This is a genomic window from uncultured Pseudoteredinibacter sp., from assembly GCF_947500695.1.
Lineage (GTDB): Bacteria > Pseudomonadota > Gammaproteobacteria > Pseudomonadales > Cellvibrionaceae > Pseudoteredinibacter.
Window position 1 is genome coordinate 34,385 of the sequence record NZ_CANMSS010000010.1, and the last position, 23,793, is coordinate 58,177.

A 23,793-nucleotide genomic window follows, 5' to 3' on the forward strand; every position below is an offset into this window, starting at 1 on the left:
CAAGATGGGTACTGGAGCTATAAAGGTATGTGAACGGTTTGAGCAATCCGCAGAAGATGTTTGGGCTGCGATTACTCAGGTCGATGCAATGCGAAGCTGGTTATTCGCAGAACTAATTGCGTTTGAAGCGAGGGGTGGTTTTAAAACAGAGTTCAATGTTCATCTCGATGGGAAGGATTTTCTACACCAGTGGGAAGTGTTGGAGGTGATACCCCGTCGAAAATTAGTCTATAGTTGGCGTTACAAAGGGTATCCAGGCGACTCTAGTGTCACGTGGTTATTGGATGAGCGTAAATCTGCAACCGAATTACAGTTTACCCACGAAGGTCATGAGTCCATTACTGGTGATGATCTGTTTAGTTATAACAATAGCTTGGCAGGCTGGCGTTATCTAATTGGGCAAAGCCTTAAAGATTACTTAAGCTAAACTTTCAGGCTTTTCCACCTCTTTATTATCGTAGCTATAGTTTTCAGCTAACCTTTATAGGGCAATTTTTCTTTCCTCGCCCTTTTTCTGTGCTCCTCTCTAAATATTTTAATATCTGCTGACGGATAAATCCTAGTTGCGCGCTGCTTTAGCGAAAAAAGCGATAGCAAGGCTACTTGGAACGAACCTTGCTGTGTGGCTGGCTAGAAGCTGTTAGATAAAGTGAGAAACGAAAATGTCCGTAGCCAAAGCCACCAAGGTGTTGTTGATCGAACGAGATCAAGCAAAAGCCAAAGTGGTACTCGAAGCATTGGATTGCTCTAGCTATGACGTTAAGCATCTAAGCTGTATTGGAATTTCCCTGCTAAAGGAGATTGATCATGCAGAGCCTGATCTCATTCTTATGGACGTGGAGTCTCCGAGTAGAGATGTCATCGAAAATCTAAATTATATTTCGCAGTTGAATCCCAAACCTGTGGTTATGTTCTCTGAAGATGAGGATCAAAACACCATTTCAGAATTGGTGAAATCTGGTGTGAGCGCCTATGTCATTGGGGATGTGAATGCTGAAAGAGTTCGTTCAGTAATAAGTGTAGCAATTGCAAGATTTCAAGAGTTTCAACAGCTAAAAAATGAGCTGAAGCAAACCAAGAATCTGCTGAATGGCCAAAAGGTCATTAACAAGGCCAAAACCTGGCTAATGACGAAGAAGCAGCTGAGTGAAGAGCAGGCCTATCACCGCATGAGAAAGATGGCGATGGATAATGGTCAAAAGGTGGAAGAAGTGGCCAAAAATATTTTATCTATCGCTTCGGTGTTAGAGGACTAGTAAACGGAGAATCCAAATTGACTGAAAAATCTGTATTGCAGCTAGGTATTATGCCATTGAGTGATAGCGCCCCATTTGTCGTCGCGCAGGAATGTGGCTTTTTCAATCGGTATGGGCTTGAAGTGCAGCTTTGTATGCAGAATTCATGGTCTACCCTGAGGGAAAAACTCTATGCTGGAATACTCGACGCTGCTCAGCTATTAGCGCCCATGCCGCTAGCTGAAAATATTAAGCTTAACGAGGGCCCTCGGCTTATTACGCCCATGGTGCTCAGTCGCAATGGGAACGCTATCTCTATTTCACATGATCTACAGCATGAGATATGTCGCCTCAATGGCAAAACAGAGTTGCTGCAGCCGTTATCGGCGAGAGTATTGGAAAAGCTGCTGGCCGAAGATGGCGAGCGCTGCTTACGCTTTGCTGCGGTTCATCCTTATAGCTGCCACTATTATCAATTATTAAGTTGGTTTAGAAGCTTTGATGTTTCCTTGGAAAGAATCGAGATCATTATTTTACCACCATCACAGATGGTGACAGCTTTGCAGTGCGGTGATATTGATGGCTTTTGCGTTAGTAGTCCGTGGAACACCAAGGCCGTTCGGAGTGGCAATGCATGCACGGTGTTGACAGCTACTGATATCTGGCCCAGTTTCCCAGAAAAAGTACTGGGTTTGCTTGACTGTTGGTATGAAAGCAAGCCAGACACTTGTTATGCATTGATGGCTGCATTGCGGGATAGTTGTCAGTGGTTAAGCAGTAGCGCCAATCGATTGGAGGCGGCGCGGATTTTATCACGTCAAGATTATTTGGATTTGTCTTTAGATGTGGTGGCGCCATCATTGCTTGGGGCTAGTTTGGGCAATGCGCAAAAGCAAGCTCGCCAGGTCCCGCAGTATAATCAATTTCTTACTATCGAAAACCGATCAGATTTCAGTCCGTTGGCCTCCTACGGTGACTGGCTATTGGTGCAAATGCAAAGAGCAGGTCAAATAAAAAGTCGAGATGACTTTTCTGATGTCGTAGGAAGGGCCTATCGTGAAGACATTTATGAGCGGGCTTGGGAGGTTTATGCCTGATACTTGTGCGACATGCACAGTGTTGGTTCAAAATTAGCTCATGTATCTAAGTAAAGTTTGATAAGAATCAGCAAAATCGGGGGTTTAGAAAAGTTGGCATCGACTTTGCAAATCTAATAATTATCTCATGATGTTTATAATCACAACGAGTGTGAAGAGAGAGCCAAGTCTTTATTGACCTGGTTTAACTCTACTAAACAGGCCGCTACAGACGAAAGAAACTTAGTGTGCAAATGAGCTAAAGCTACAACGTTGTAGTGCATTCACAGTCTTACGATATTTCGGCATCGAAGCCCGCAGAACACCATCCTTGGTGATGTTCTGTGGGCTTTTTTTTTGGAGAATTTATATGTTACTTAAACAGTTGAGTCGCTTGGTGAAAAGTGCCGCAATTATTGGTGGCGCTTGTTTTGCGGCAAACAGTGCAGTGGCACAAAAGCTAGGCTACCCAGAAAAAGAAGAGTTGCGCTTTGGTTTTATTAAGTTAACGGATATGGCGCCAATAGCCATTGCTTATGAAAAAGGTTACTTCGAGGACGAAGGGCTATATGTCACCATCGAGGCGCAAGCCAACTGGAAAGTTCTACTAGATGGTGTGATTGATGGACGCTTAGACGGTGCCCACATGCTAGCTGGACAGCCTATTGCGGCAACCATTGGTTATGGTACGAAAGCCAATATCATTACTCCATTTTCCATGGACTTAAACGGTAATGGCATCACCGTTTCCAATGAAATTTGGAAACAAATGAAGCCCAATATTCCGAAAATGGCCGATGGCAGGCCTCAGCATCCGATTAAGGCGGATGCCTTAAAGCCAGTGGTGGATAAATATAATGCAGCTGGAAAGCCCTTTAATATGGGGATGGTGTTCCCAGTTTCCACCCACAACTATGAATTACGTTACTGGCTTGCCGCTGGCGGTATTCATCCTGGATTTTATGCGCCGCACAAAGGTGACACCTCGGGGAAAATTGATGCTGAGGCTTTACTATCAGTAACACCACCGCCGCAAATGCCAGCCACCTTAGAAGCGGGAACCATCTATGGCTATTGCGTAGGTGAGCCTTGGAATCAGCAGGCTGTGTTTAAAGGTATTGGTGTTCCAGTTATCACTGATTATGAAATTTGGAAAAACAACCCTGAGAAGGTCTTCGGTATTACTGAAGCTTTTGCAGAGAAATACCCCAATACCACTATACGCTTAACGCGCGCGCTGATTCGCGCCGCAAAATGGTTAGATGAAAACAATAATGCTAATCGCCCGGAAGCGGTAAAAATTCTGTCGCAGTCGAATTACGTTGGTGCCGACTATGATGTGATTGCCAATAGCATGACGGGTACTTTCGAATATGAAAAAGGCGATAAGCGAAAGGTGCCCGACTTCAATGTGTTTTTCCGCTATAACGCGACCTATCCATATTACTCTGATGCGATTTGGTATTTAACCCAGATGCGCCGTTGGGGGCAGATCAGCGAAGACAAACCTGACAGTTGGTACAAAGATATTGCCAGGAAAGTCTATCGCCCAGATATCTACCAAAAAGCAGCTGAATCGTTGATCGACGAAAAATTGGCTATGGCCTCAGAGTTTCCTGATTTTTCAAACGAGACAGGTTTTCGTGCGCCACAAAAGCACTTTATCGATAACTTAGTTTACGACGGTAATACGCCGAACGACTACATCAATAAATTTACGATTGGCTTGAAACAAGGCGATGCCCTATAGGGCGCGCTGTAATGTCTCGATAAATGTGGGTGGGCACACTATGATTTCGGTAATTCGCCAGTTGACGCAAGACGGTGAGGAGCGGTTCTGCTTTGCTCTGGTACTTGCTCTATTTCAAAATTTTTTAAAGGCACTGCTACTGCCGGGCTTGGGTATTGTGGGCTTTTTATTGTTGTGGTCGATGGCCGCTAGCAGCATCAATACCTCCTTAGGCGCGTTTCCAGGGCCGAAGGCAGTTGCTGAACAGTTGCAAAATCTCTATCTCGAGCATCAACAAGAGCGTGAGAAAGAAGCCGCGTTTTATCAGCGACAAGAAGAACGCAATGCCAAGCGTTTAGCTCAAGATCCAAATTACTCTGCGAAGATTAGGCCTTATACGGGTAAGGAAACCTTTCTGGATCAAATCGCTACCAGCTTAATTACTGTAATGAGTGGCTTTCTTTTGGCGGTGCTTGTTGCGATTCCGCTAGGCATTGCCATTGGTTTAAGTGAGAAGCTCAACACCGCGGTTAACCCAGTGATACAAATTTTTAGGCCGGTCTCGCCGCTGGCCTGGTTGCCTTTGGTAACTATGGTGGTAAGTGCGGTTTATGTCAGTTCAGATCCTATGTTTGCTAAATCCTTTATCGTTTCTTTGGTTACGGTAACGCTCTGTTGTCTTTGGCCCATGGTGATCAATACCTCGGTGGGTGTGGCATCGCTGAACAAAGATTGGGTCAATGTCAGTAAGGTTTTGCGTTTGCCGGCGTTCAGTCATGTTAGAAAGATTGTTATACCTGCTTCTATTCCTGCGATATTTACCGGCATGCGTTTATCGCTGGGTATTGCTTGGATGGTGCTTATCGCTGCAGAAATGCTGGCGCAGAATCCGGGACTGGGCAAGTTTGTTTGGGATGAGTTTCAAAATGGCAGTTCACAATCTCTGAGTCGGATTATGACCGCTGTTCTGGTGATTGGCGTTATCGGATTTTTATTAGATCGCAGTATGTTGCAACTGCAGCGCGCCTTGTCTTGGGATAAATCAACGGAGTTAAGGTAATGCAAGCGTTTCTAGATATCAGCAATATCGACATGGTGTTCCCTACGCCTAAAGGAGACTTTACTGCGCTTAAATCGGTCGACTTAAAAATCAAGCAAGGTGAATTTATTTCACTGATTGGTCATTCAGGCTGCGGAAAATCAACCGTGTTAAATGTGGTGGCGGGTTTGTATCAAGCCAGTATGGGGGGCGTCATTTTAGATGGTAAAGAGGTCAACGAACCGGGCCCAGAGCGTGCGGTAGTGTTCCAAAATCACTCTTTGCTGCCCTGGCTTACGGCCTACGAAAATGTCGAGCTGGCGGTAAAACAAGTTTTTGCCGGCAAGATGAGTAAAGCCGAAATGGCCGAGTGGATCGAGCATAACTTGCGCTTAGTGCATATGGAGCACGCCATGCATAAAAGGCCCGATGAAATATCTGGGGGCATGAAGCAGCGTGTTGGAATCGCAAGGGCCTTGTCTATGCAGCCGCAGGTGCTGTTGATGGATGAGCCCTTTGGTGCGCTGGACGCCTTAACTCGCGCGCATATGCAAGATTCACTAATGGAAATCCAGGATGAGCTCAATAATACCGTGATCATGATTACCCATGATGTAGATGAGGCCGTATTGCTTTCTGATCGCATCGTTATGATGACTAATGGGCCAGCAGCAACCATCGGTGAAATTCTAGAAGTCAATCTCGAGCGGCCACGCAATCGCCTGGCACTAGCCGAAGATCGTGAATACAACCATCTTCGCTCAGCAGTGCTAACGTTTCTATATGAGAAACAACGAAAAGTAGAGCCAATTAAAGCCAAGGATAAATCCAGGGTAGCTCTTAGCAATGCTTCATGATGAAAAATTAGGAATCCATTATGCAACAGATCAAGAATGTAAAATCAAAGTGCTTGCTGTCTGTATTGGCCAGTGTGTGCAGTGTCAATGTAATAGCTGAAGAGATTGTCAAAGCCAATATTGATATGCGCATGCGTTATGAGAGTGTCGACCAGAGCAATGCCCTGCAAGATGCAGATGCCTTGACTTTGCGAACGCGAGTCAGTGTTAGCACAAAGGTAGTTGAAGGGTTTTCGGCGCATATTGACATGGAAGACTCTCGATCTCTATTTGGCGTGGACGATTACAATAATACCCTTGGGGATAATCGTCAGTTTTCCGTGATTGCTGATCCGGAAACCACAGAGGTCGATCAGGCATTTGTGCAATACAAAAACAAAGGCTTCAAAGCAAAAGTTGGTCGGCAAGTAATGACCTATGATGGTCATCGTTTCGTTGGGCATGTGGGCTTTAGACAAGATAGGCAAACCTTTGATGGGCTCAGTCTGTCTTATCAAGCCAATAAAGACCTCAGCTTAAATTATGCCTATATCGGCAAGCGCAATCGTATTTTTTCTGATGAAAAAGATATTGATTCAAAAGATCACTTGATCAACATCGCCTATCAAACATCCATCGGTAAGCTTGTGGCCTATAGCTATATGCTCGAACTTGATCAAGGTAATGGCGCCACTAATGACAGTTATGGCTTTAGCTTTAAAGGTAAGCAAAGCTTCGATGACATAAAGTTTCTCTACGATCTGGAATACGCAACGCAAACTCAAAAGGCCGCCGGCTCAGATTTCGATGCAGATTATCAAAAGCTTGAGCTGGGAGTGCAGGCATCAGGCCTTACGGCAAAATTGGGTTATGAGCTTTTAGGCTCTGACGGCGGGCAATATGGTTTCTCAACGCCGCTTGCTACGCTGCACAAATTTAATGGCTGGACAGATCAATTCCTTGGGACCCCAAAGCAAGGCCTAGAAGACGTGTATGTGTCGCTGGCAGGTAAAGTCGATAGCGCGAAATGGATGGTGGTTTATCACGATTTCTCTGCTGATGAATCGAGCCCTGGGCTTAATGATCTAGGTAGCGAGCTAGGCGTTCAAGTGGTGATGCCCTTCGCAAAGAAATATTCAGTGGGCCTCAAATACGCGACTTATGAAGCCGGTGATGTAGCTGCTGGAAAAGTTGATACCGATAAATTATGGCTGTGGCTTGGCGCTAAATTCTAAAGCCAGAAACCGCAAAAGAAATTTAGCCTGGGAGTAAACATGAAAAGTAATAATATTCTTGTGGTGGGCAACGGCATGGTTGGCCATCACCTTGTTGAGAATGTCATCAAAAATAACCCGGAAGCGAGTGTTACCGTACTCTCGGCTGAGCCCCGTTTGGCTTACGACCGTGTACATTTGTCGGAGTATTTTGCGGGTAAAACCGCCGATGATCTCGCTTTATGCGATGCCGACCTCTATCAACAATGGCAGGTTAAATTTCATTGTAACAGCAAGGTTAAAACCATTGACCGTATTTTTAAATCAGTGACCACTGAGTCCGGTGAGGTCTACAGCTACGATAAGTTAGTGCTGGCGACCGGCTCTTACCCCTTTGTGCCCCCCATTTCTGGTGGCGATCAAGATCATTGTTTGGTGTATCGCACTATAGAAGATTTAGAAGCGATCTCTGTTTCGGCGGCACAAAGCAAGGTCGGGGTTGTAGTTGGTGGTGGCCTGTTGGGTTTAGAGGCCGCTAATGCTCTCAAGCAACTAGGCTTGGAGACACATGTGGTGGAATTTGCGCCACAGTTGATGGCCGTGCAGCTTGATGCAGCCGGTGGTGATTTACTTAAAGAAAAAATTGCCGAGCTTGGTGTGTCGGTGCATACCTCTATAGCTACCGAAAAAATCATCGCCGGAGACAGTTGTCGTTACAAAATGTGTTTCGCCGATGGCAGCGAACTAGAAACCGATTTAATTCTATTCTCAGCGGGCATTCGCCCTCATGATGAGTTGGCAAAATGTTGTGAGCTTGAAGTGGGGCCGCGCGGTGGTATCGTCGTCAACGATGCCTGCCAAACTTCCGATTCCAGTATCTATGCGGTGGGTGAGTGCGCTTTGTGGCAGCAGCGCATTTATGGCTTGGTTGCCCCAGGCTATCAAATGGCGAAGGTGGCTGCTGCGCAGCTAACCCAGGCCAGTGAGCAGCCCTTGTTTAGCGGCGCCGATATGAGCACCAAGCTAAAACTGATGGGGGTTGATGTGGGTTCCATCGGTGATGCCCACGGCAATACCGAAGGTAGTCTTAGTTATACCTATGAGAACCAGCCTGAATCTATTTACAAAAAGATCGTTGTCAGTGCTGATCGCAAAAAACTTTTGGGCGCCGTATTGGTCGGTGACTGCAGTGACTACGATAATTTGCTGCAGTATTGCTTGAATTCCATCGAGCTTCCGGATGCACCCGAAGCCTTGATTCTACCGATAGCCGAAGGCGCGCCAACGCTGGGGGTTGATGCCCTGCCAGACTCAGCTTCCATTTGCTCCTGTCATAATGTTTCTAAGGCCGATGTGATCGCGGCTATCGATGGTGGTGCCTGTGATATTGGGGCGGTTAAAGATTGCACCAAGGCCAGTACCGGCTGTGGCGGTTGCTCGGCACTACTAAAGAAAGTTGTCGATACGACTTTAGAGCAGCGTGGTGTTGAAGTTAGCAGCGATATCTGCGAGCACTTTGCCTTTAGTCGCCAAGAGCTGTTTGACATTGTGCGGGTCGAGCAAATCAAGAGCTTTGATGACTTACTCGACCGCCATGGTAAAGGCATGGGTTGTGATATATGTAAGCCAGCAGTGAGTTCAATTTTGGCTTCGCAATGGAATGAATATATCTTGGCTGAACAACATGTGCCCTTGCAAGACACCAATGATACTTATCTAGCGAATATGCAAAAAGACGGCAGCTATTCCGTGGTGCCCCGTATTGCCGGAGGTGAAATTACACCGGAGAAACTCATTGTGCTTGGTCAAGTTGCTAAGAAATACGATCTCTACACAAAGATTACCGGTGGCCAACGAGTCGATTTATTTGGCGCACGCTTAGAGCAGCTGCCACCTATTTGGGCCGAGTTAATTGACGCGGGATTCGAAACTGGGCATGCCTACGGTAAATCACTGCGCACGGTAAAATCCTGTGTAGGTGAAAGCTGGTGTCGCTATGGTGTGCAAGACAGCGTTGCCATGGCTATCTATCTGGAGAATCGTTATAAGGGGCTGCGTGCACCCCATAAAATTAAAATGGCAGTCTCTGGCTGTACCCGTGAATGCGCTGAAGCACAGAGTAAAGATGTTGGGGTGATCGCCACGGAAAATGGTTGGAATCTTTATGTCTGTGGTAATGGTGGAATGCGCCCGCGCCATGCCGATTTATTTGCCACGGATCTCGATGATGAAACCCTAATTCGTTATATCGATCGTATGCTGATGCTCTATGTGCGCACGGCCGATCGACTGCAGCGCACATCTGTATGGATGGAGAACCTAGAAGGTGGCTTGGATTATCTGCAACAAGTAGTAATCAAAGATTCCCTTGGCCTTGCCAATGAATTAGAAAAGCAAATGACGCACATAGTAGGAGCCTACCAGTGCGAATGGAAAACCACTCTTGAAAATCCAGAGGCGCTCAAGCGCTTTAGATCCTTTGTGAACAGTGATGAGCCTGATGACAGTATTCAGTTTATTCGGGTTCGCGAACAAATATCTCCCCGCTCAACAGTCGTTGCGAGTGAGGATGAGCCTGAAAAAGAACTCGCTTAGGAGAATAAATGATGAATGCTGATCAGTGGATTGATGTATGTACGCGAGCTGACTTGGTTAAGGATTCGGGTATCTGTGTACGCCTTGGCAATACCCAAGTAGCTATTTTTCAAATCACGCGAGGGGAGCAAGAACTGTATGCGATTGGGAATTTTGACCCCGTTGGTGCTGCGAATGTAATGAGCAGGGGCATGATTGGTTCGGTATCAGATGAACCTGTGGTCGCTTCCCCGCTGTACAAGCAGCGTTTCTCCTTATTGAGTGGCCAGTGCTTGGATGACAGTGATGTCCAGCTGACTGTCTACCCGGTACGTTTGCTGGGCGATTTGGTTCAACTAGCGGCAGCGATGGAGCCCTAATGAATAATCCCGGGGCGATTATTGCCAGAGAGGCCTCTGCTTTGGCGCAAACTGTCTGTGCTTATTGTGGTGTAGGCTGTGGTGTTGATATTGAGTTTGAGGGGGGCGTGCCAAAATCCTTGCGGGGTACGCCCGAGCACCCAGCGAATTATGGCCGGCTGTGTGTAAAAGGGCGGCATCTGCTGGAAACGATAGGCCATGAGGATCGCTTGTTGCAGCCAATGGTTAATAAGCAGGCTGTGACTTGGCCTGAGGCCGTGGGTAAAGTAGCCAGTGAATTTAAATCGATTATTGATACGCATGGCCCTGATGCTGTGGCGTTTTATGTATCCGGGCAAATCCTTACAGAAGATTATTATCTCGCCAACAAATTAATGAAGGGCTATATAGGTTCGGCCAATATCGATACTAATTCACGCCTGTGTATGTCATCAGCGGTCTCGGCTTATAGGCGCGCCTTTGGTGAAGATGTTGTACCGTGCAGTTATGAAGATTTAGAGAGTACCGACCTGCTGGTGCTGATTGGCTCCAATGCGGCCTGGACCCATCCGGTCTTATATCAGCGCATGGAGCGAGCGAAGCGCTTGCGCCCTGAGATGAAAGTGGTACTTATTGATCCGCGGCGCAGCCCAAGCGCTGAGCTTGCCGATCTACATTTGCCTCTGGCTCCCGGCAGTGATGCGGCTTTATACAATGGCTTGCTCGATTACTTATCCCAGCGGGATGGTTTAGATGAGGCGTTTATCTCAAACCACTGTGAAAACTTTATAGAGGCTTTGCAGGCGGCCAGTGAGTGGAGTTTGAGTAAAACCGCGCAATACTGTGGCCTTGCCGAATCAGATTTGGATAGCTTTTATCAGCTGTTTTTGCATGCTGATAAAGCCATTAGTTTTTATTCGATGGGTATTAATCAATCTTCTTCGGGCACTGATAAATGTCAGAGTATTATTAATGCCCACCTAGCCTCGGGTAAAATACTGCGTGAGGGCTGCGGGCCATTTTCAATTACCGGTCAGCCCAATGCGATGGGCGGGCGTGAGGTGGGCGGCTTAGCCAATCAACTGGCGGCCCATATGGATATCCAAAACCCCGAACACCGTGACACAGTGCAACGCTACTGGGGTTCGCCTACTATGGCAAGCCAGCCGGGGAAAATGGCCGTCGACCTATTTGACGACATAGCGGCAGGAAAAATTAAAGCGCTTTGGGTGATGGCGACTAACCCTTTAGTGAGTATGCCAAATCGCCCCAAAATTGTTGAAGCGCTAGAGGCTCTGGATTTTCTGGTGGTCTCTGAATGTGCCAGCAATAGCGATATGTTGGATTATGCCGATGTGCTGCTCCCGGCGAGTGCCTGGTTGGAAAAAAACGGTACAGTGACAAATTCCGAGCGCCTGATATCCCGTCAGCGTGGTTTGATTTTGCCGCCCGGTGAAGCGAAGCACGACTGGAAGATTATCAGCGAAGTAGCCCAGGCGATGGGTTTTGAGGGCTTTGATTATCAGCATCCGGCTGAGGTGTTTAACGAGTGGGTAGGTTTAACGGCTTTTGAAAATAATGGCCAACGCCAGCTCGATCTCTCGGCTTTGCAGGGTTTAAGCATTACTCAGTATGATCAGTTTAAACCACGCCGATGGCCTTTTAATGAACGTCAGGAAAGTAAAAGAGCATTTAAAGACGCTCGCTTCAGTACGGCCTCAAAGAAAGCTAAGCTTTATGCCGTGCAGCCCCGCCAACCAGTACAGAATTCCAGTGCTGAATTTCCTTGGCTGATAAACTCTGGGCGCATTCGTGATCAATGGCACACCATGACCCGCAGTGGTAAATCCGCGTCCTTAAGCGGGCACATCGATCGCCCCTATATTTATCTAGCAAAAAAAGATACTGAAAAATTAGGGGTTAAGGCCGGAGACATATTACGCGCGCGATCCAAGGTGGGCTCGGTAACGGCCTTTGTGCAGATATCAGAGGCGATGTGCGAAGGACAGTGTTTTATGCCTATTCATTGGTCGAAACAGTTTGCCTCTTCCGCCAATGTGAGCAATCTCTATGACAGCGTTGTCGATCCCCTGTCGGGGCAGCCCGAACTAAAACAGGCTGCGGTGGCGCTAAGTAAAATCAGTTATGAATCTCATATACAAATCTATAGTCGCCGCCCTTTGGATTTAGGGGCGCTGCCTGCCGATAGTTTTTATCTAAAGAGCCGTGGTGAGGCAGGCTTTCACTATTATCTGGCAATGAATCAAGAGCTTGATCGAGCCGTCGCCCTGATTAAGAAATTAAGCGAAGGCGATGCTCAGTGGCTCGGCCACCGTTTGCTTAACAGTGAAAATATTTACTGTCTTCGTGAAGAGCGGTGTGAGCTGCTTGCCTTCGCATCAAATCAGCATGTGAATTTACCTAAGGCCTGGCTTGAAGAGCTAATGTTGGCTGAAGGCAGTAGTCCAGAAAGCGTTAATTCGGTGCTATTGGCCAAACCTGAGCAGAGTTTTTTAAAAGGACGCAAAGTGTGCAGCTGTTTTAATGTGCATGAAAAAACCATAGTCGATGAGATTGCTAAGGGTGCTGCTTCAGTAGTTGCCCTAGGAGAGCGTCTGTCCTGTGGTACGAATTGTGGATCATGCAAAACTGAATTGTCTGCGTTGCTTAAACAACATGCTAGCCCGCAAGATCAAATAGTCAGGGTCAGCGTTTAGAGGTAATTATGGGGCAAGTTAATTCAGCGAAATTTACTGTTTCTGGTTCGACTGTGCGGGATCATTTGGGTAGTGGCGGTGGACGGGTATATTTTGTGGGCTCAGGCTGTGGGGATCCAGAGCTATTAACGCTAAAAGCCCACCGTGTTTTACAAAGCGCTGAGGTGATCTTGTATGACGCCTTGGTGAATGATGCTTTGTTTCAGTATTTTCCAAAACAGACAGAGGCTATTTATGTAGGCAAACGTTGCGCACAGCATAGTCTTTCTCAAGCGGAGATTGGTAATCTCATTTTGAAAAAAGCCAAGGAAGGAAAAACTGTTCTGCGTCTAAAAGGTGGAGATCCTAGCGTCTTTGCGCGCTTGGCCGAAGAAACAGAGTTGCTTAGCGAACATGGTATTCCCTTTGCAATTATTCCTGGGGTAACCGCCGCGAGTGGCTGCGCAGCATACTCTGGTATCCCATTAACCCATCGTGATTGCGCGCAGTCATTAACCTTTGTTACTGCGCAGCGTAAACAAGATGGCAGCCCTGTGGATTGGAAAGCTTTGGCACAACAGCGCGGCACATTGGTTTTTTATATGGGGCTATCAAAAGTCACGGAAATCGCTGAGCAGTTAATTCGAGCTGGAATGCCTAAAGAAACGGCTATGGCGATAGTCGATAATGGTTCATTGGCTCAGCAGAAAGTGATTTGCAGTACATTGGGGGGCATGGAGAGTGACATGCAACATCAGGAGTTGTTAGGGCCGGCGGTGATATTGGTTGGAGAAGTGGTGAATAAAAGGCAGCAAGTTTCCCTCTCAATGTTAGCGGAAGATTACCAGCGCAGCAGCCAAGTGCTGTCGCTGGCTTTGTAGTTCCCGCTCTGGCAGTGCATGCACTGCCTTTTTTTGCTTGCTGGCTTGTGAGCTTACAAAATGAAGCGGCTGAGGTCTTCGTCTTGTGCTAATTCACCAAGCGCTTTGCTAACGTAATCCGCATCAATATTGAGTGGGCCTTGCGTGTCGCTAGCGTCAAAGGAAATTTCTTCCAATAAACGCTCTAATACAGTGTGCAGACGTCGGGCGCCGATATTCTCAGTACGCTCGTTTACATCGAAGGCCGTTTCGGCAATCTTGCGAATACCATCATCGCTGAAGTTGAGTTCTAGGCCTTCAGTAGCCAGTAGAGCTTTTTGCTGCTCGGTAAGAGAAGCACTTGGCTCTACTAAGATGCGCTCGAAGTCGGCAGCGCTCAAAGCTTCAAGTTCTACGCGAATGGGTAAGCGGCCTTGCAGTTCTGGAATGAGATCCGAAGGTTTGGACAGGTGGAATGCGCCTGATGCAACAAACAAAATGTGATCGGTTTTAATCATGCCGTGTTTGGTGCTAACGGTGCAGCCTTCAATTAACGGTAGCAGATCGCGTTGTACACCTTCGCGGGAAACATCACCGCCAGAGTTTTCTTGGCGCTTGGCAACTTTATCGATCTCGTCAATAAAAACAATACCGTTTTGCTCGGCAGCAGTGATGGCTTTGGCTTTAACTTCTTCTTCGTTAATGAGCTTGGCGGCTTCTTCGTCTTGCAGCTGCTTTAATGCTTGTTTGACGGTGAGCTTGGTCTTTTTAGTTTTCCCGGTGTTCATTGAGGAAAACATATTTTGCAACTGGCTGGTCATATCTTCCATGCCAGGAGGCGCCATGATTTCTACGCCTACCGGTGTGGCAGAAAGTTCGAGCTCAATTTCTTTATCATCCAGCTCACCTTCGCGCAGCTTTTTGCGGAAGATTTGGCGGGTGCCAGTTTCGGCTTTTTCGCTCAGGTCTTCGCCGCGTGCTGGAGGTAGTAGAGCATCCAAAATGCGATCTTCAGCGGCCTCGTAAGCGCGGTGCTCAACTTTGGTTTTTTCCTGCTCGCGATACATCTTGATCGACATATCGACTAGGTCGCGAACAATAGATTCAACATCGCGGCCGACATAGCCCACCTCGGTGAACTTGGTGGCTTCTACTTTAATAAATGGCGCATTAGCGAGCTTGGCGAGACGGCGGGCAATTTCGGTTTTACCCACGCCTGTTGGACCAATCATCAAAATGTTTTTTGGGGTAATTTCGTTACGCAACTCTTCGTCGAGCTGCATGCGGCGCCAGCGATTGCGCAGGGCAATGGCGACTGCACGCTTGGCATCTTTTTGACCGATGATGTGTTTGTCCAGCTCGTGAACAATTTCTCTAGGTGTCATTTGGGACATGGTCTTACTCAGTATTCCAGTTCTTCAATGGTATGGTTCTGGTTGGTGTACACACAGATGTCACCGGCAATCTTTAGGCCTTGCTTAACGATGTCGATAGCTTCCATCTCAGTGTTGTCCAGCAGTGCGCGGGCGGCAGATTGAGCAAAGGGGCCGCCAGAGCCAATCGCGATTAGATCGTCTTCCGGCTGAATCACATCGCCATTACCTGTAATGATTAAAGAAGCTTCCTCATTGGCGACAGCCAATAGAGCTTCAAGTTTGCGCAGGGCTCGGTCTGAGCGCCAGTCTTTGGCCAGCTCAACGGCGGCCCTTACTAGTTGCCCGTTGTGGGCTTCTAGCTTGGCTTCAAAGCGCTCAAATAGGGTGAATGCATCAGCGGTGCCACCAGCAAAGCCAGCGATAACTTTGCCGCCGTGTAGACGACGGACTTTGCGAGCATTACCTTTCATCACGGTATTGCCCATTGATACTTGGCCGTCGCCGCCAATAACTACTTTGCCATTGCGACGAGCGGATAGAATAGTTGTGCCTCGATATTGTTCCACGGGACGTCCTTCTAAGGGGGTTGATTGCCAAAAAAAGCTTGGCGATTACCTCTTTAAGTATGGGCAATATTGTGGCTTTTCAAGCGGTAAAGGACTAGTGCTGTGCAAAGGAAGGTAAATTGTTGCGGAGCCATTTGGCTGCGTGACGGTGGGTTTGGGTTATCACGCAGCCATGCTGGCTGTCTATTTTCGTGCTTCGCGCTCGATGACTAAGGTTTCGATACCCTGGCTGATGAGCTTACCGCGAGTATTGGCCAGCTTCGACTTACTTGCATAAGGGCCCACTAAGACGCGATGCCAAATGCTGCCATTGCGCACTTTTACTTCTTCAACTTGGCTGTCGAAACCTGATAATGCCAGTTTGGCATGTAGGCGATCTGCATCCTTGGCGCTGCGAAAAGAGCCAACTTGCAGTAAAAACTCCATATCTTTCTGCTGGCGTAGGCCGCCGCCATCGTAGCTGTCTGGCGACTTTTCTACGACAACTTCAGATTCTTTTAACAGTTCGTAAAAATCAAAGCGCGGTTGTGGGATGCTCTTTTCTTCGGCGGCGGGCTGTTTGCTGCTAGCCTGTTTTGTTGTCTCGTTCTGAGGTATGGGGATAACGCCACTTAGGAATATTAAGAATGTGGCGAGGCTGCCCAGCAGGCCGCCGCTAAGGAACCATAGCCAGCCGCTAGCGCTGCGGCTCTGTGCTTTTTTACTGCTGCGACGCTTATTGCCGCCCGCTGAACCTCGAGAATTACTTCGAGAGTTTGAGTTGCTACGTGAATTGCTGCGGGTGCTTGTGCTGCGCTTTTTCTTGGCGAAATCCTGGCTCATGGGGTCCTTGAACTGCTTACTAACTACCGGGCGGCCCGTCTTTGATGGAGCCGCGAAAACCCGACATTCTACATCATGTCTAGGGGATCGACATCCAGGGAGCAGCGAATATGGTTTGGCAACTTGCTCTGATCCAAGTATTGACCAACTAAGTTCAGTATTTGTTGCATATGGCGGCGGCTTTCGCAGTTAAATTGCAGTTGGTAACGATACATTTGTTTGCGCTTTTCCATTGGGGCTGCAAATGGGCCTAGGTAGATTTGCTCTGGTGTTGGGGGGGCGTATTGCTCTAGCCATTGACGCATATTTTGCAAAAACGACTCTGCCTGCAAGCCGTCACGGGCATCACAGTGTAGCAGGGCTAGGTGCCTATAGGGTGGCATGTAGGCCAGTTGTCGCTCCCGCAATATCTGTCGTGCAAACAAGTGATAACCCTTGTGCAGTAGTGTTTCCAGCAGGGGGTGGTCTTTATTATGGCTTTGGATGATGACTTTGCCGGGCTTTTCAGCGCGCCCAGCTCGCCCAGCTACTTGGGTAATCAGCTGGCCCATTCTTTCTGGGCCACGAAAGTCGCCGCTGAAAAGACCACCATCGGCATCCACAATGACGACGAGAGTGACATTGGGAAAGTGATGGCCCTTGGCTAACATCTGGGTGCCTAACAAAATACAGGGCTGGCCTTGATCGACTTCCTGCAATAGTTCATGCATGGCCTGTTTTTTACGGGTGCTGTCACGGTCGATGCGGATGATTTGGGTGTCAGGGAAATGCTCTTGCAGGGTTTCTTCACTGCGTTGAGTGCCATAGCCTTGGCTAATTAATTCGCGGCTAAAGCAATCTGGGCATTGCTGTGGTTGCGCCATGCTGGCTTCGCAATGATGGCAGCGCATTTGATGCTGGGCTTTGTGCAAAGTCATTCTGGCGCTGCAGTGACGACACTCTGCTACCCAGCCACAATTGTGGCAGATTAAGCTAGGGGCGAATCCGCGTCGGTTTAAAAAGACTAAAACTTGATTGCCTGCTGCGAGTGTATTTGCGATGGAATCTAGGCTGTTTTGGCTGAGGCCACCGATCAAGGTTTTTTGTTTTATGTCTTCAACACTGATGGCCGGTGGTTTGGCGGCACCTGCGCGGCGAGTAAGCCGTAAATGCTCGTAACGACCCTGTATGGCATTGTGCAAGCTTTCTAAGCTCGGGGTTGCGGTGCCCAACATGATCGGGATATTGGCTTTTTTCGCTCTAAATATCGCTAGATCTCTGCCTGAATAGCGCACCCCATCTTGTTGCTTGAACGAGAGATCATGCTCTTCGTCAATGATGATAATTCCCGGACGATACAGCGGTGTGAAAATTGCTGAGCGGGTGCCAATGATAATGCCGGCTTGACCTGTCTTGGCCATACCCCAGGCTTGCAATCGCTCTTTATCATTAAGGCCAGAATGGATTGCAACGATGGGGCACTTGAATCGGTTCTGAAAGCGCCCAAGGGTTTGCGGTGTGAGTCCAATTTCAGGGATTAATACCAAGGCTTGGCGGCCTTCGCGCAGTACTTCGGCGATGGCTTGTAAATACACCTCGGTCTTACCACTGCCTGTCGTCCCTTCGAGCAGGTAGCAGGCAAATTGCTGATAACGTAACTGCTCCAGAGCCGCCTCTTGCTCCTCGTTTAATGACAATGGAGCTTGTTTTTGCTGATCACCTGCGGCAATGGTAGGGAGCTGCTCGCTTTGCCAGTTCAGAAGGCCTTTATCCAGCATGGCCTTGACCACGCTATTGCTGATGCAGAGCCTCTTCAAATCGGTTTTATCAAGCTTTCCTTGTTCTTGTAATGCGCTAAGTAAAGCGGCTTGCTTGCGTGCCTTGCTGAGCCCGCCAACAGGGAGTCCTAAGCCTTCTTGGCTTAACTGAAGGTATTCGTGCTTTGGCAGGCTCACTGCCTCGCCTTGGCGGAGGAGTTTTGGCAGGGCCGTGCTATAGGCCTCCCCAATGGGGCATTGATAATAGCTACTGCAAAAAGAGAGTAATTGGCGAATTTCTTCGGGTACTAGGCTGTCATCATCGAGTGCTGGGCCAGCGTTTTTGAGCTTGGCTAGGGTTTGCTCGCTTTGATGGCTTTGCTCAATGACAACCCCAATCAGTTGGCGAGGCCCGAATGGCACTTTTACTCTGGCGCCGATGGGGTAATCTTGGCCCGCTTCGCCAATATAGTCGAAGAGCTTGCGCAGCGGTACGGGTAGGGCAACCCTAATAATGCGGTGTTGATGGCTTGGGTCTGGCATGGCGTTGTTTGGAGTACCCTTGAGTAACGATCTGGACATCGCCGAGCTAGTTCGGGTGTCTTGCTTGCTGTAGCTGCATTATAAGGAGCAGAGGCCGTTTTATTCCAATCTGAATGGATATTTCCTCTAGGCTAGGCGGATATTGGGCTAAAGCTTTATTTTTGCTTGCGTTCTGGCCTTGTTCTGTTAGTATGCGCCGTCTATTTTTTGGCCGCTGCGGCTGGCCTAAAAGCGCTTTATAGGGTTTCCGTGCTTAGCATTGACTGAGTGGCGGGAACAAGATTAATTAATGAGGCACACTATGAAAGCTGATATCCATCCGAATTACGGTGAGATTACCGCTACTTGTTCTTGCGGTAACACCATCAAGACTGGCTCTACTTTGGGCAAAGACCTACACTTGGACGTATGTTCAGAGTGTCACCCTTTCTACACTGGTAAGCAGAAAGTTGTTGATACCGGTGGTCGTATCGATCGCTTTAAGAAGCGTTTCGGTAGCCGCATCAAGAAGTAATTCTTGTAAGCAGCCGGCAGCAAATTTATTTGCTGCAAGAAAAACCCCTTGTGAGATTCACAAGGGGTTTTTTTATGCCTTGAAAAACGTTTTCTTGTTTCACCTTATGAGTTTGATGCTCTGCTTTAGGGGTGAGAAAAGCCCGCTCTCTTATCTGTAAGCTAATGTTTTTTCAGTTATTTTGCGTTTGTCTATTTATCTTCCTGACTAATATTGATTATTGCTCGTTCAAATAATGCGGCATTTAGGCCAATTTAACCTAGCTATAAGGCTATTTAATGTAATCAATGGTCGCTAACACCGCGATTGTGGTTACAATTGTTATTGATGGCTTTATATGCTGGGAGTATGCTTCCTAGACCTGTCTGAAAAGCCGTCAGAGCTTCGCGGGAAATAATTACAATATTCAGCAATAGTGAACAGGTGTCATAGTGCACTTGCCTGTCGCTTTGCAAACACAAACATAGCAATAGTGGTTGGGACCATGTCAAACGATTTGAAAAAAGCGGCGCTGGATTATCACGCCTTCCCCCGTCCCGGAAAGCTCAGTATCGAATTGAGTACTTCGGCGGAAACCCAAGAAGATCTTTCATTGGCTTATAGCCCAGGTGTGGCTGAGCCAGTTCGCGAAATTGCCAAAGATGCAGAGAATGCTTTTAAGTACACCTTAAAAGGTAATCTGGTCGCGGTTATCACTGATGGTAGCGCCATTTTAGGCTTGGGTAATTTAGGTCCATTGGCGAGTAAGCCGGTAATGGAAGGCAAAAGTCTACTGTTTAAGCGTTTCGCCGGTATTGATTCGGTAGATGTTGAAGTCGACGCAGAATCACCCGAAGCCTTTATTGATACGGTTGAGCGGATCGCCAATACCTATGGCGGTATTAACCTAGAGGATATTAAAGCGCCAGAATGCTTTGTGATTGAGAAAACCTTGATCGAGCGTTGTCAGGTGCCAATTTTCCATGATGACCAGCATGGTACCGCGATTGTTACTGTGGCCGGCATGATGAACGCTTTGGAGATTCAAGGTAAAACTATTTCTGAGGCCAAAATTGTTTGTTTGGGTGCCGGTGCTGCGGCACAGGCCTGCTGCAAACTAATGATTAGCGCGGGTGCTCAGCCTGAAAATATCACCATGCTGGACAGTAAGGGTGTTATTTACGCAGGCCGCGATCACCTAAACGAATACAAAGAAGTTTTTGCTCATGAAACTGATGCAAGAACTTTAGATGATGCTATTGAGGGTGCTGATGCATTCTTGGGGGTGTCAGGACCAAACCTATTGTCTGCGGATCAGTTGAAATCGATGGCTGCTAATCCAGTGGTTTTTGCTTGCTCCAACCCAGATCCTGAGATTGATCCGAAGTTGGCGAATGCTGCTCGTGATGATTTGATTATGGCCACAGGTCGCTCGGATTATCCGAACCAGGTAAACAATGTTTTGTGTTTCCCGTTCTTGTTCCGTGGCACCTTAGATGTACGCGCCAAGGAAATTAATGAGGAAATGAAGCTTGCTGCTGTCGAGGCTATTCGCGAATTGGCGAAGCAGTCGGTGCCAGAGGAAGTGTCTGCTGCTTATGGCGGCGCAGAATTAAGCTTTGGCCGAGAGTATATTTTGCCTAAGCCAACCGATGAGCGTTTGTTGGGCGCGGTAGCTGCTGCAGTTGCCCAAGCTGCGGTTGATACTGGTGTGGCTCGCTTGCCTTACCCTTCACATTACCCGCTTAGATCGATGGCTGATATTAAGTAAGCCTATGCTTTGGTAGTCGTTTTTCGTGGCTACTTGTAATTGGCTGCTCTAAAAAGTAAAAAGCCCGACAAGATAAGTAGTGCTTATCTTGTCGGGCTTTTTTGTTTTTACTGTCTCTTAAAACAATTCTTCTGGCAGCGCCTCATCGCTCTCACTGCTACCAATACTTTCTTGACGCAAAAGTTCTGGAGCATTTTCTGTCCTAAAGCTTTCGTATATAGCGCCAATGGTATTGATGTTAGCTCGCTCACCTGTTTTGGGGTCGATGCGTACGGTGATAATCCCTTCGGGTTGCGGGCGCTTGCTCTCCGCTACATCTTTAAGGGCGGTACGCATGTAATCAATCCAAATGGGTAGTGCGGCCGAGCCGCCGTATTCGCGGCGTCCTAACATCAGGTTTTGATCGAAGCCGAGCCAAGTTGTTACTGCTAATTCGCTGTTGTAGCCAGAGAACCAAGCATCGCGAGGGCCGTTTGTGGTTCCTGTTTTACCGGCTAGGTCATTGCGCCCTAAGCTTTTGGCGGCAGTGCCGGTGCCTTTACGGATGACATCTTGCAGCATAGAGTTTATTAGATAAGCAACCTGAGGGCTAAGCACTCTTTCGGCTGGATTGGCTGGCGCTACAAATGCAGGCTCGGTATTGGTTTCTGCACTTTCTTCTGTAGCGGGTATGTTTTCTCCGAGAGCGGCCAGTTCAGAGGCAAGCTCGGCGGCAAGTTCAGCATCCAATAGATTGTTGTTTGTGGCTGCTGAGTTGGCTTCGTTTTTGTCGGTGGTTTCGTCTTGAGTCTTAGCTTGTTCGCTGCTTTGGGCTGCTAAAGTTTCGCCATCAGAGTCCGTTTCTGATTGGGCAAGCTCTAGATCGTCCTCGACCAAAGTCATTTGTTCACATTGGGGGCAGGCCGTTGCAGGGTTGGCTTGGTAAATAACTTCGTCATTCACATCAACCATGCTGATCAATAAGTAGGGTTCAACTTTGAAGCCGCCATTGGCGAATACCGCATAACCGGTAGCAATTTCTAATGGGGTAAGCGCATAACTACCGAGAGCTAATGAAAGGTCTTTGGGTAATAGCGCTGGCTCAAAACCAAATCGGTCCATGCCTTTGATTGCATTGCGAATACCAATATTGCGTAAAACTCGGATAGAAACTAGATTGCGCGAGCGGTATAGAGCTTGTCGCAATCGAGTCGGTCCGTAGAATTTGCCACCATCATTTTCGGGGCGCCAGGTGCTTTCAAGATTGGCGTCTTCAAATACGATAGGTGCATCGTTAATAATGCTGGCGGGCGTCATGCCATGCTCTAGTGCGGTGGTATACACAAATGGCTTGAAGTTTGAGCCAGGCTGGCGCTTGGCTTGGGTGACGCGGTTAAAGTGGCTTTGTGCGAAGTCGAAACCACCAACCATAGAAATAATGGCTCCGTCTTTGGGGTTCAAAGCGATAAGCGCGGCTTGAGCTTTTGGCACTTGGCTAAAGCGCCAATTACCTTCGGCTTCCGGGCGTAGGCGAACAACATCTCCGACAGCGACAATATTGGTCGCGAGCTTAGGCCTCGGGCCGCGAGCATTTTCTGTTTTAAAAGCTCTTGCTTGGCGCAGTCCTTGCTCCCACTCAATATCAACAATGTCGCCATTGGCTAGCAAAGCTCTAATCTGTTGCTCGAAAACTTGCACCACCACGGCTGGCTCTAGGCCTCCGTAGCGGCTTAGGTTTTCAAGGGCGTCTTGCCATGCGGCTAGGTCTAGATTATTGAAATCTGTAACATCAGTGACACTTGGGTCGATAAAGCTGGCTGGCCAGTGTTGCTCTGGGCCGCGAAAACCTTTGCGTTGATCGTAGGCAATAAGTCCGTCGATCACGGCTTGTTGGGCGCGTTCTTGTAGCTTGCTATTGATAGTGGTGTAAACCTTGAGGCCATCAGTGTAGGCGCCATTACCGTATATATCGATTGCTTGGCGGCGGGCCATTTCGGCGACATAGGGGGCGTGATAATCAACCTTGATGCCATGCACACTGGCCGTTACTGGCTCATTGATGGTGGCGTCATAGAGGTTTTGGTCGATATAGCCTAATGACAGCATGCGACCAAGAATCCAATTGCGGCGAATTAGCGCCCGTTCTGGGTTGGCAATTGGGTTAAATGTGGATGGCGCTTTAGGTAATCCTGCAATCATTGCTAATTGAGCTAAACTTAATTCACTCAAGGGTTTACCATAGTAAACTTCAGCCGCTGCATTAATACCGTAGGCGCGGTTGCCTAAAAAGATAACATTGACGTAAAGCTCTAGAATCTCTTCTTTGCTGAGTTCACGCTCAATTTGCAAGGCCAGCAAGATTTCATTGAATTTACGGGCAAAGGTTTGTTGGCGAGTTAGGAAGAAGTTGCGGGCCACCTGCATAGTGATGGTGCTGCCACCCGATTGAATGTGGCCGGAGCTGACAATTTGTGAAGCCGCGCGGAGTAGTCCGCGAATTGAGACACCATTGTGGGAATAAAATTGGTCGTCTTCTGCAGCTAACAGGGCTTTAGTGTATAGCTCTGGTATATCTGGGTGTCGGATGGGGGTACGGCGCTTTTCGCCAAATTCTCCGATTAGTAAACCATCGCTGGAATAAACCCTCAGCGGAGTTTGTAGTTTTACGTGCCGAAGACTCTCAACTGAGGGCAATTTCGGGCTTAAATACAGGTAAAACGCGGCTAGTCCTGCAATAATGGCACCGCTGCCACATACGGCTAGCCAGAAGGTAAGGCGGAAGAGAGAATTTCGCATGTATTTAATTCTTAAACGGTAATAGTCGGCAATTTGCCAAGAAAGGGGCATTATAAGTGCTTTTTAAGCCATTACCTATGACAAAGGTTGTTG

The 23,793-nt window shown here is 47.9% G+C and carries 18 protein-coding genes; 13 read left to right on the top strand and 5 right to left on the bottom strand.

The annotated features are described in order from the left end of the window. Positions 1 to 4: 4 nt before the first annotated feature. The 11 genes from Q1A08_RS16680 (at position 5) to cobA (ending at position 13,639) form a co-directional block, all read left to right on the top strand. On the top strand, positions 5 to 427 hold the full coding sequence (locus Q1A08_RS16680) for an SRPBCC domain-containing protein (protein WP_299774981.1): 423 nt from the start codon (positions 5 to 7) through the stop codon (positions 425 to 427). A gap of 235 nt (positions 428 to 662) precedes the next feature. Continuing rightward, positions 663 to 1,256: an ANTAR domain-containing protein gene (locus Q1A08_RS16685; RefSeq protein WP_299774983.1), complete on the top strand. Its 594-nt coding sequence runs from the start codon at positions 663 to 665 to the stop codon at positions 1,254 to 1,256. A 17-nt stretch (positions 1,257 to 1,273) separates the two neighbouring features. After that, a complete protein-coding gene (locus tag Q1A08_RS16690; protein WP_299774984.1) occupies positions 1,274 to 2,332 on the top strand; it encodes a CmpA/NrtA family ABC transporter substrate-binding protein in 1,059 nt (352 codons plus the stop codon). A gap of 349 nt (positions 2,333 to 2,681) precedes the next feature. Next, entirely contained in the window at positions 2,682 to 4,061 is a 1,380-nt protein-coding gene (locus Q1A08_RS16695) for a CmpA/NrtA family ABC transporter substrate-binding protein (RefSeq protein ID WP_299774986.1), read from the top strand. A gap of 40 nt (positions 4,062 to 4,101) precedes the next feature. Further along, on the top strand, positions 4,102 to 5,100 hold the full coding sequence (locus Q1A08_RS16700) for an ABC transporter permease (RefSeq protein WP_299774988.1): 999 nt from the start codon (positions 4,102 to 4,104) through the stop codon (positions 5,098 to 5,100). Beyond that, positions 5,100 to 5,936 carry an ABC transporter ATP-binding protein gene (locus tag Q1A08_RS16705; protein WP_299774990.1) on the top strand — a complete coding sequence of 279 codons (837 nt, stop codon included), beginning with the start codon at positions 5,100 to 5,102 and terminating at the stop codon, positions 5,934 to 5,936. The genes Q1A08_RS16700 and Q1A08_RS16705 overlap by 1 nt, the downstream gene beginning before the upstream one ends. Before the next feature lie 20 nt (positions 5,937 to 5,956). Continuing rightward, positions 5,957 to 7,150, top strand: a complete 1,194-nt coding sequence (locus Q1A08_RS16710) for an alginate export family protein (protein ID WP_299774993.1) — start codon at positions 5,957 to 5,959, stop codon at positions 7,148 to 7,150. A 39-nt stretch (positions 7,151 to 7,189) separates the two neighbouring features. Beyond that, entirely contained in the window at positions 7,190 to 9,724 is a 2,535-nt protein-coding gene (gene nirB, locus Q1A08_RS16715; protein WP_299774995.1) for a nitrite reductase large subunit NirB, read from the top strand. An 8-nt stretch (positions 9,725 to 9,732) separates the two neighbouring features. Next, positions 9,733 to 10,083, top strand: a complete 351-nt coding sequence (gene nirD, locus Q1A08_RS16720) for a nitrite reductase small subunit NirD (protein WP_299774997.1) — start codon at positions 9,733 to 9,735, stop codon at positions 10,081 to 10,083. Further along, positions 10,083 to 12,779 carry a nitrate reductase gene (locus Q1A08_RS16725; RefSeq protein ID WP_299774999.1) on the top strand — a complete coding sequence of 899 codons (2,697 nt, stop codon included), beginning with the start codon at positions 10,083 to 10,085 and terminating at the stop codon, positions 12,777 to 12,779. The genes nirD and Q1A08_RS16725 overlap by 1 nt, the downstream gene beginning before the upstream one ends. An 8-nt stretch (positions 12,780 to 12,787) precedes the next feature. Then, the gene (gene cobA / locus Q1A08_RS16730) at positions 12,788 to 13,639 is read left to right on the top strand and encodes a uroporphyrinogen-III C-methyltransferase (RefSeq protein ID WP_299775001.1); all 852 of its coding nucleotides are present in this window, start codon (positions 12,788 to 12,790) and stop codon (positions 13,637 to 13,639) included. A gap of 53 nt (positions 13,640 to 13,692) precedes the next feature. On the opposite strand, the gene hslU is transcribed toward cobA, so the two are convergent. The 4 genes from hslU to Q1A08_RS16750 all read right to left on the bottom strand — a co-directional run bounded on the left by hslU (position 13,693) and on the right by Q1A08_RS16750 (position 18,700). Beyond that, positions 13,693 to 15,012, bottom strand: a complete 1,320-nt coding sequence (gene hslU, locus Q1A08_RS16735; RefSeq protein WP_299775003.1) for an ATP-dependent protease ATPase subunit HslU — start codon at positions 15,010 to 15,012, stop codon at positions 13,693 to 13,695. Between the two features lie 8 nt (positions 15,013 to 15,020). Beyond that, positions 15,021 to 15,560: an ATP-dependent protease subunit HslV gene (gene hslV, locus Q1A08_RS16740; RefSeq protein WP_299775005.1), complete on the bottom strand. Its 540-nt coding sequence runs from the start codon at positions 15,558 to 15,560 to the stop codon at positions 15,021 to 15,023. A 183-nt stretch (positions 15,561 to 15,743) separates the two neighbouring features. After that, a complete protein-coding gene (locus Q1A08_RS16745; RefSeq protein WP_299775007.1) occupies positions 15,744 to 16,382 on the bottom strand; it encodes an SPOR domain-containing protein in 639 nt (212 codons plus the stop codon). A 68-nt stretch (positions 16,383 to 16,450) separates the two neighbouring features. Further along, entirely contained in the window at positions 16,451 to 18,700 is a 2,250-nt protein-coding gene (locus Q1A08_RS16750; protein ID WP_299775009.1) for a primosomal protein N', read from the bottom strand. Between the two features lie 262 nt (positions 18,701 to 18,962). Between Q1A08_RS16750 and rpmE the strand changes: the two genes are divergently transcribed. Both rpmE and Q1A08_RS16760 read left to right on the top strand, forming a co-directional pair. After that, positions 18,963 to 19,175: a 50S ribosomal protein L31 gene (gene rpmE, locus Q1A08_RS16755; protein WP_166853099.1), complete on the top strand. Its 213-nt coding sequence runs from the start codon at positions 18,963 to 18,965 to the stop codon at positions 19,173 to 19,175. A 484-nt stretch (positions 19,176 to 19,659) separates the two neighbouring features. Beyond that, positions 19,660 to 20,925, top strand: a complete 1,266-nt coding sequence (locus Q1A08_RS16760) for a malic enzyme-like NAD(P)-binding protein (RefSeq protein ID WP_299775013.1) — start codon at positions 19,660 to 19,662, stop codon at positions 20,923 to 20,925. Between the two features lie 117 nt (positions 20,926 to 21,042). On the opposite strand, the gene Q1A08_RS16765 is transcribed toward Q1A08_RS16760, so the two are convergent. Further along, entirely contained in the window at positions 21,043 to 23,700 is a 2,658-nt protein-coding gene (locus tag Q1A08_RS16765; RefSeq protein ID WP_299775015.1) for a penicillin-binding protein 1A, read from the bottom strand. Positions 23,701 to 23,793: the final 93 nt, after the last annotated feature.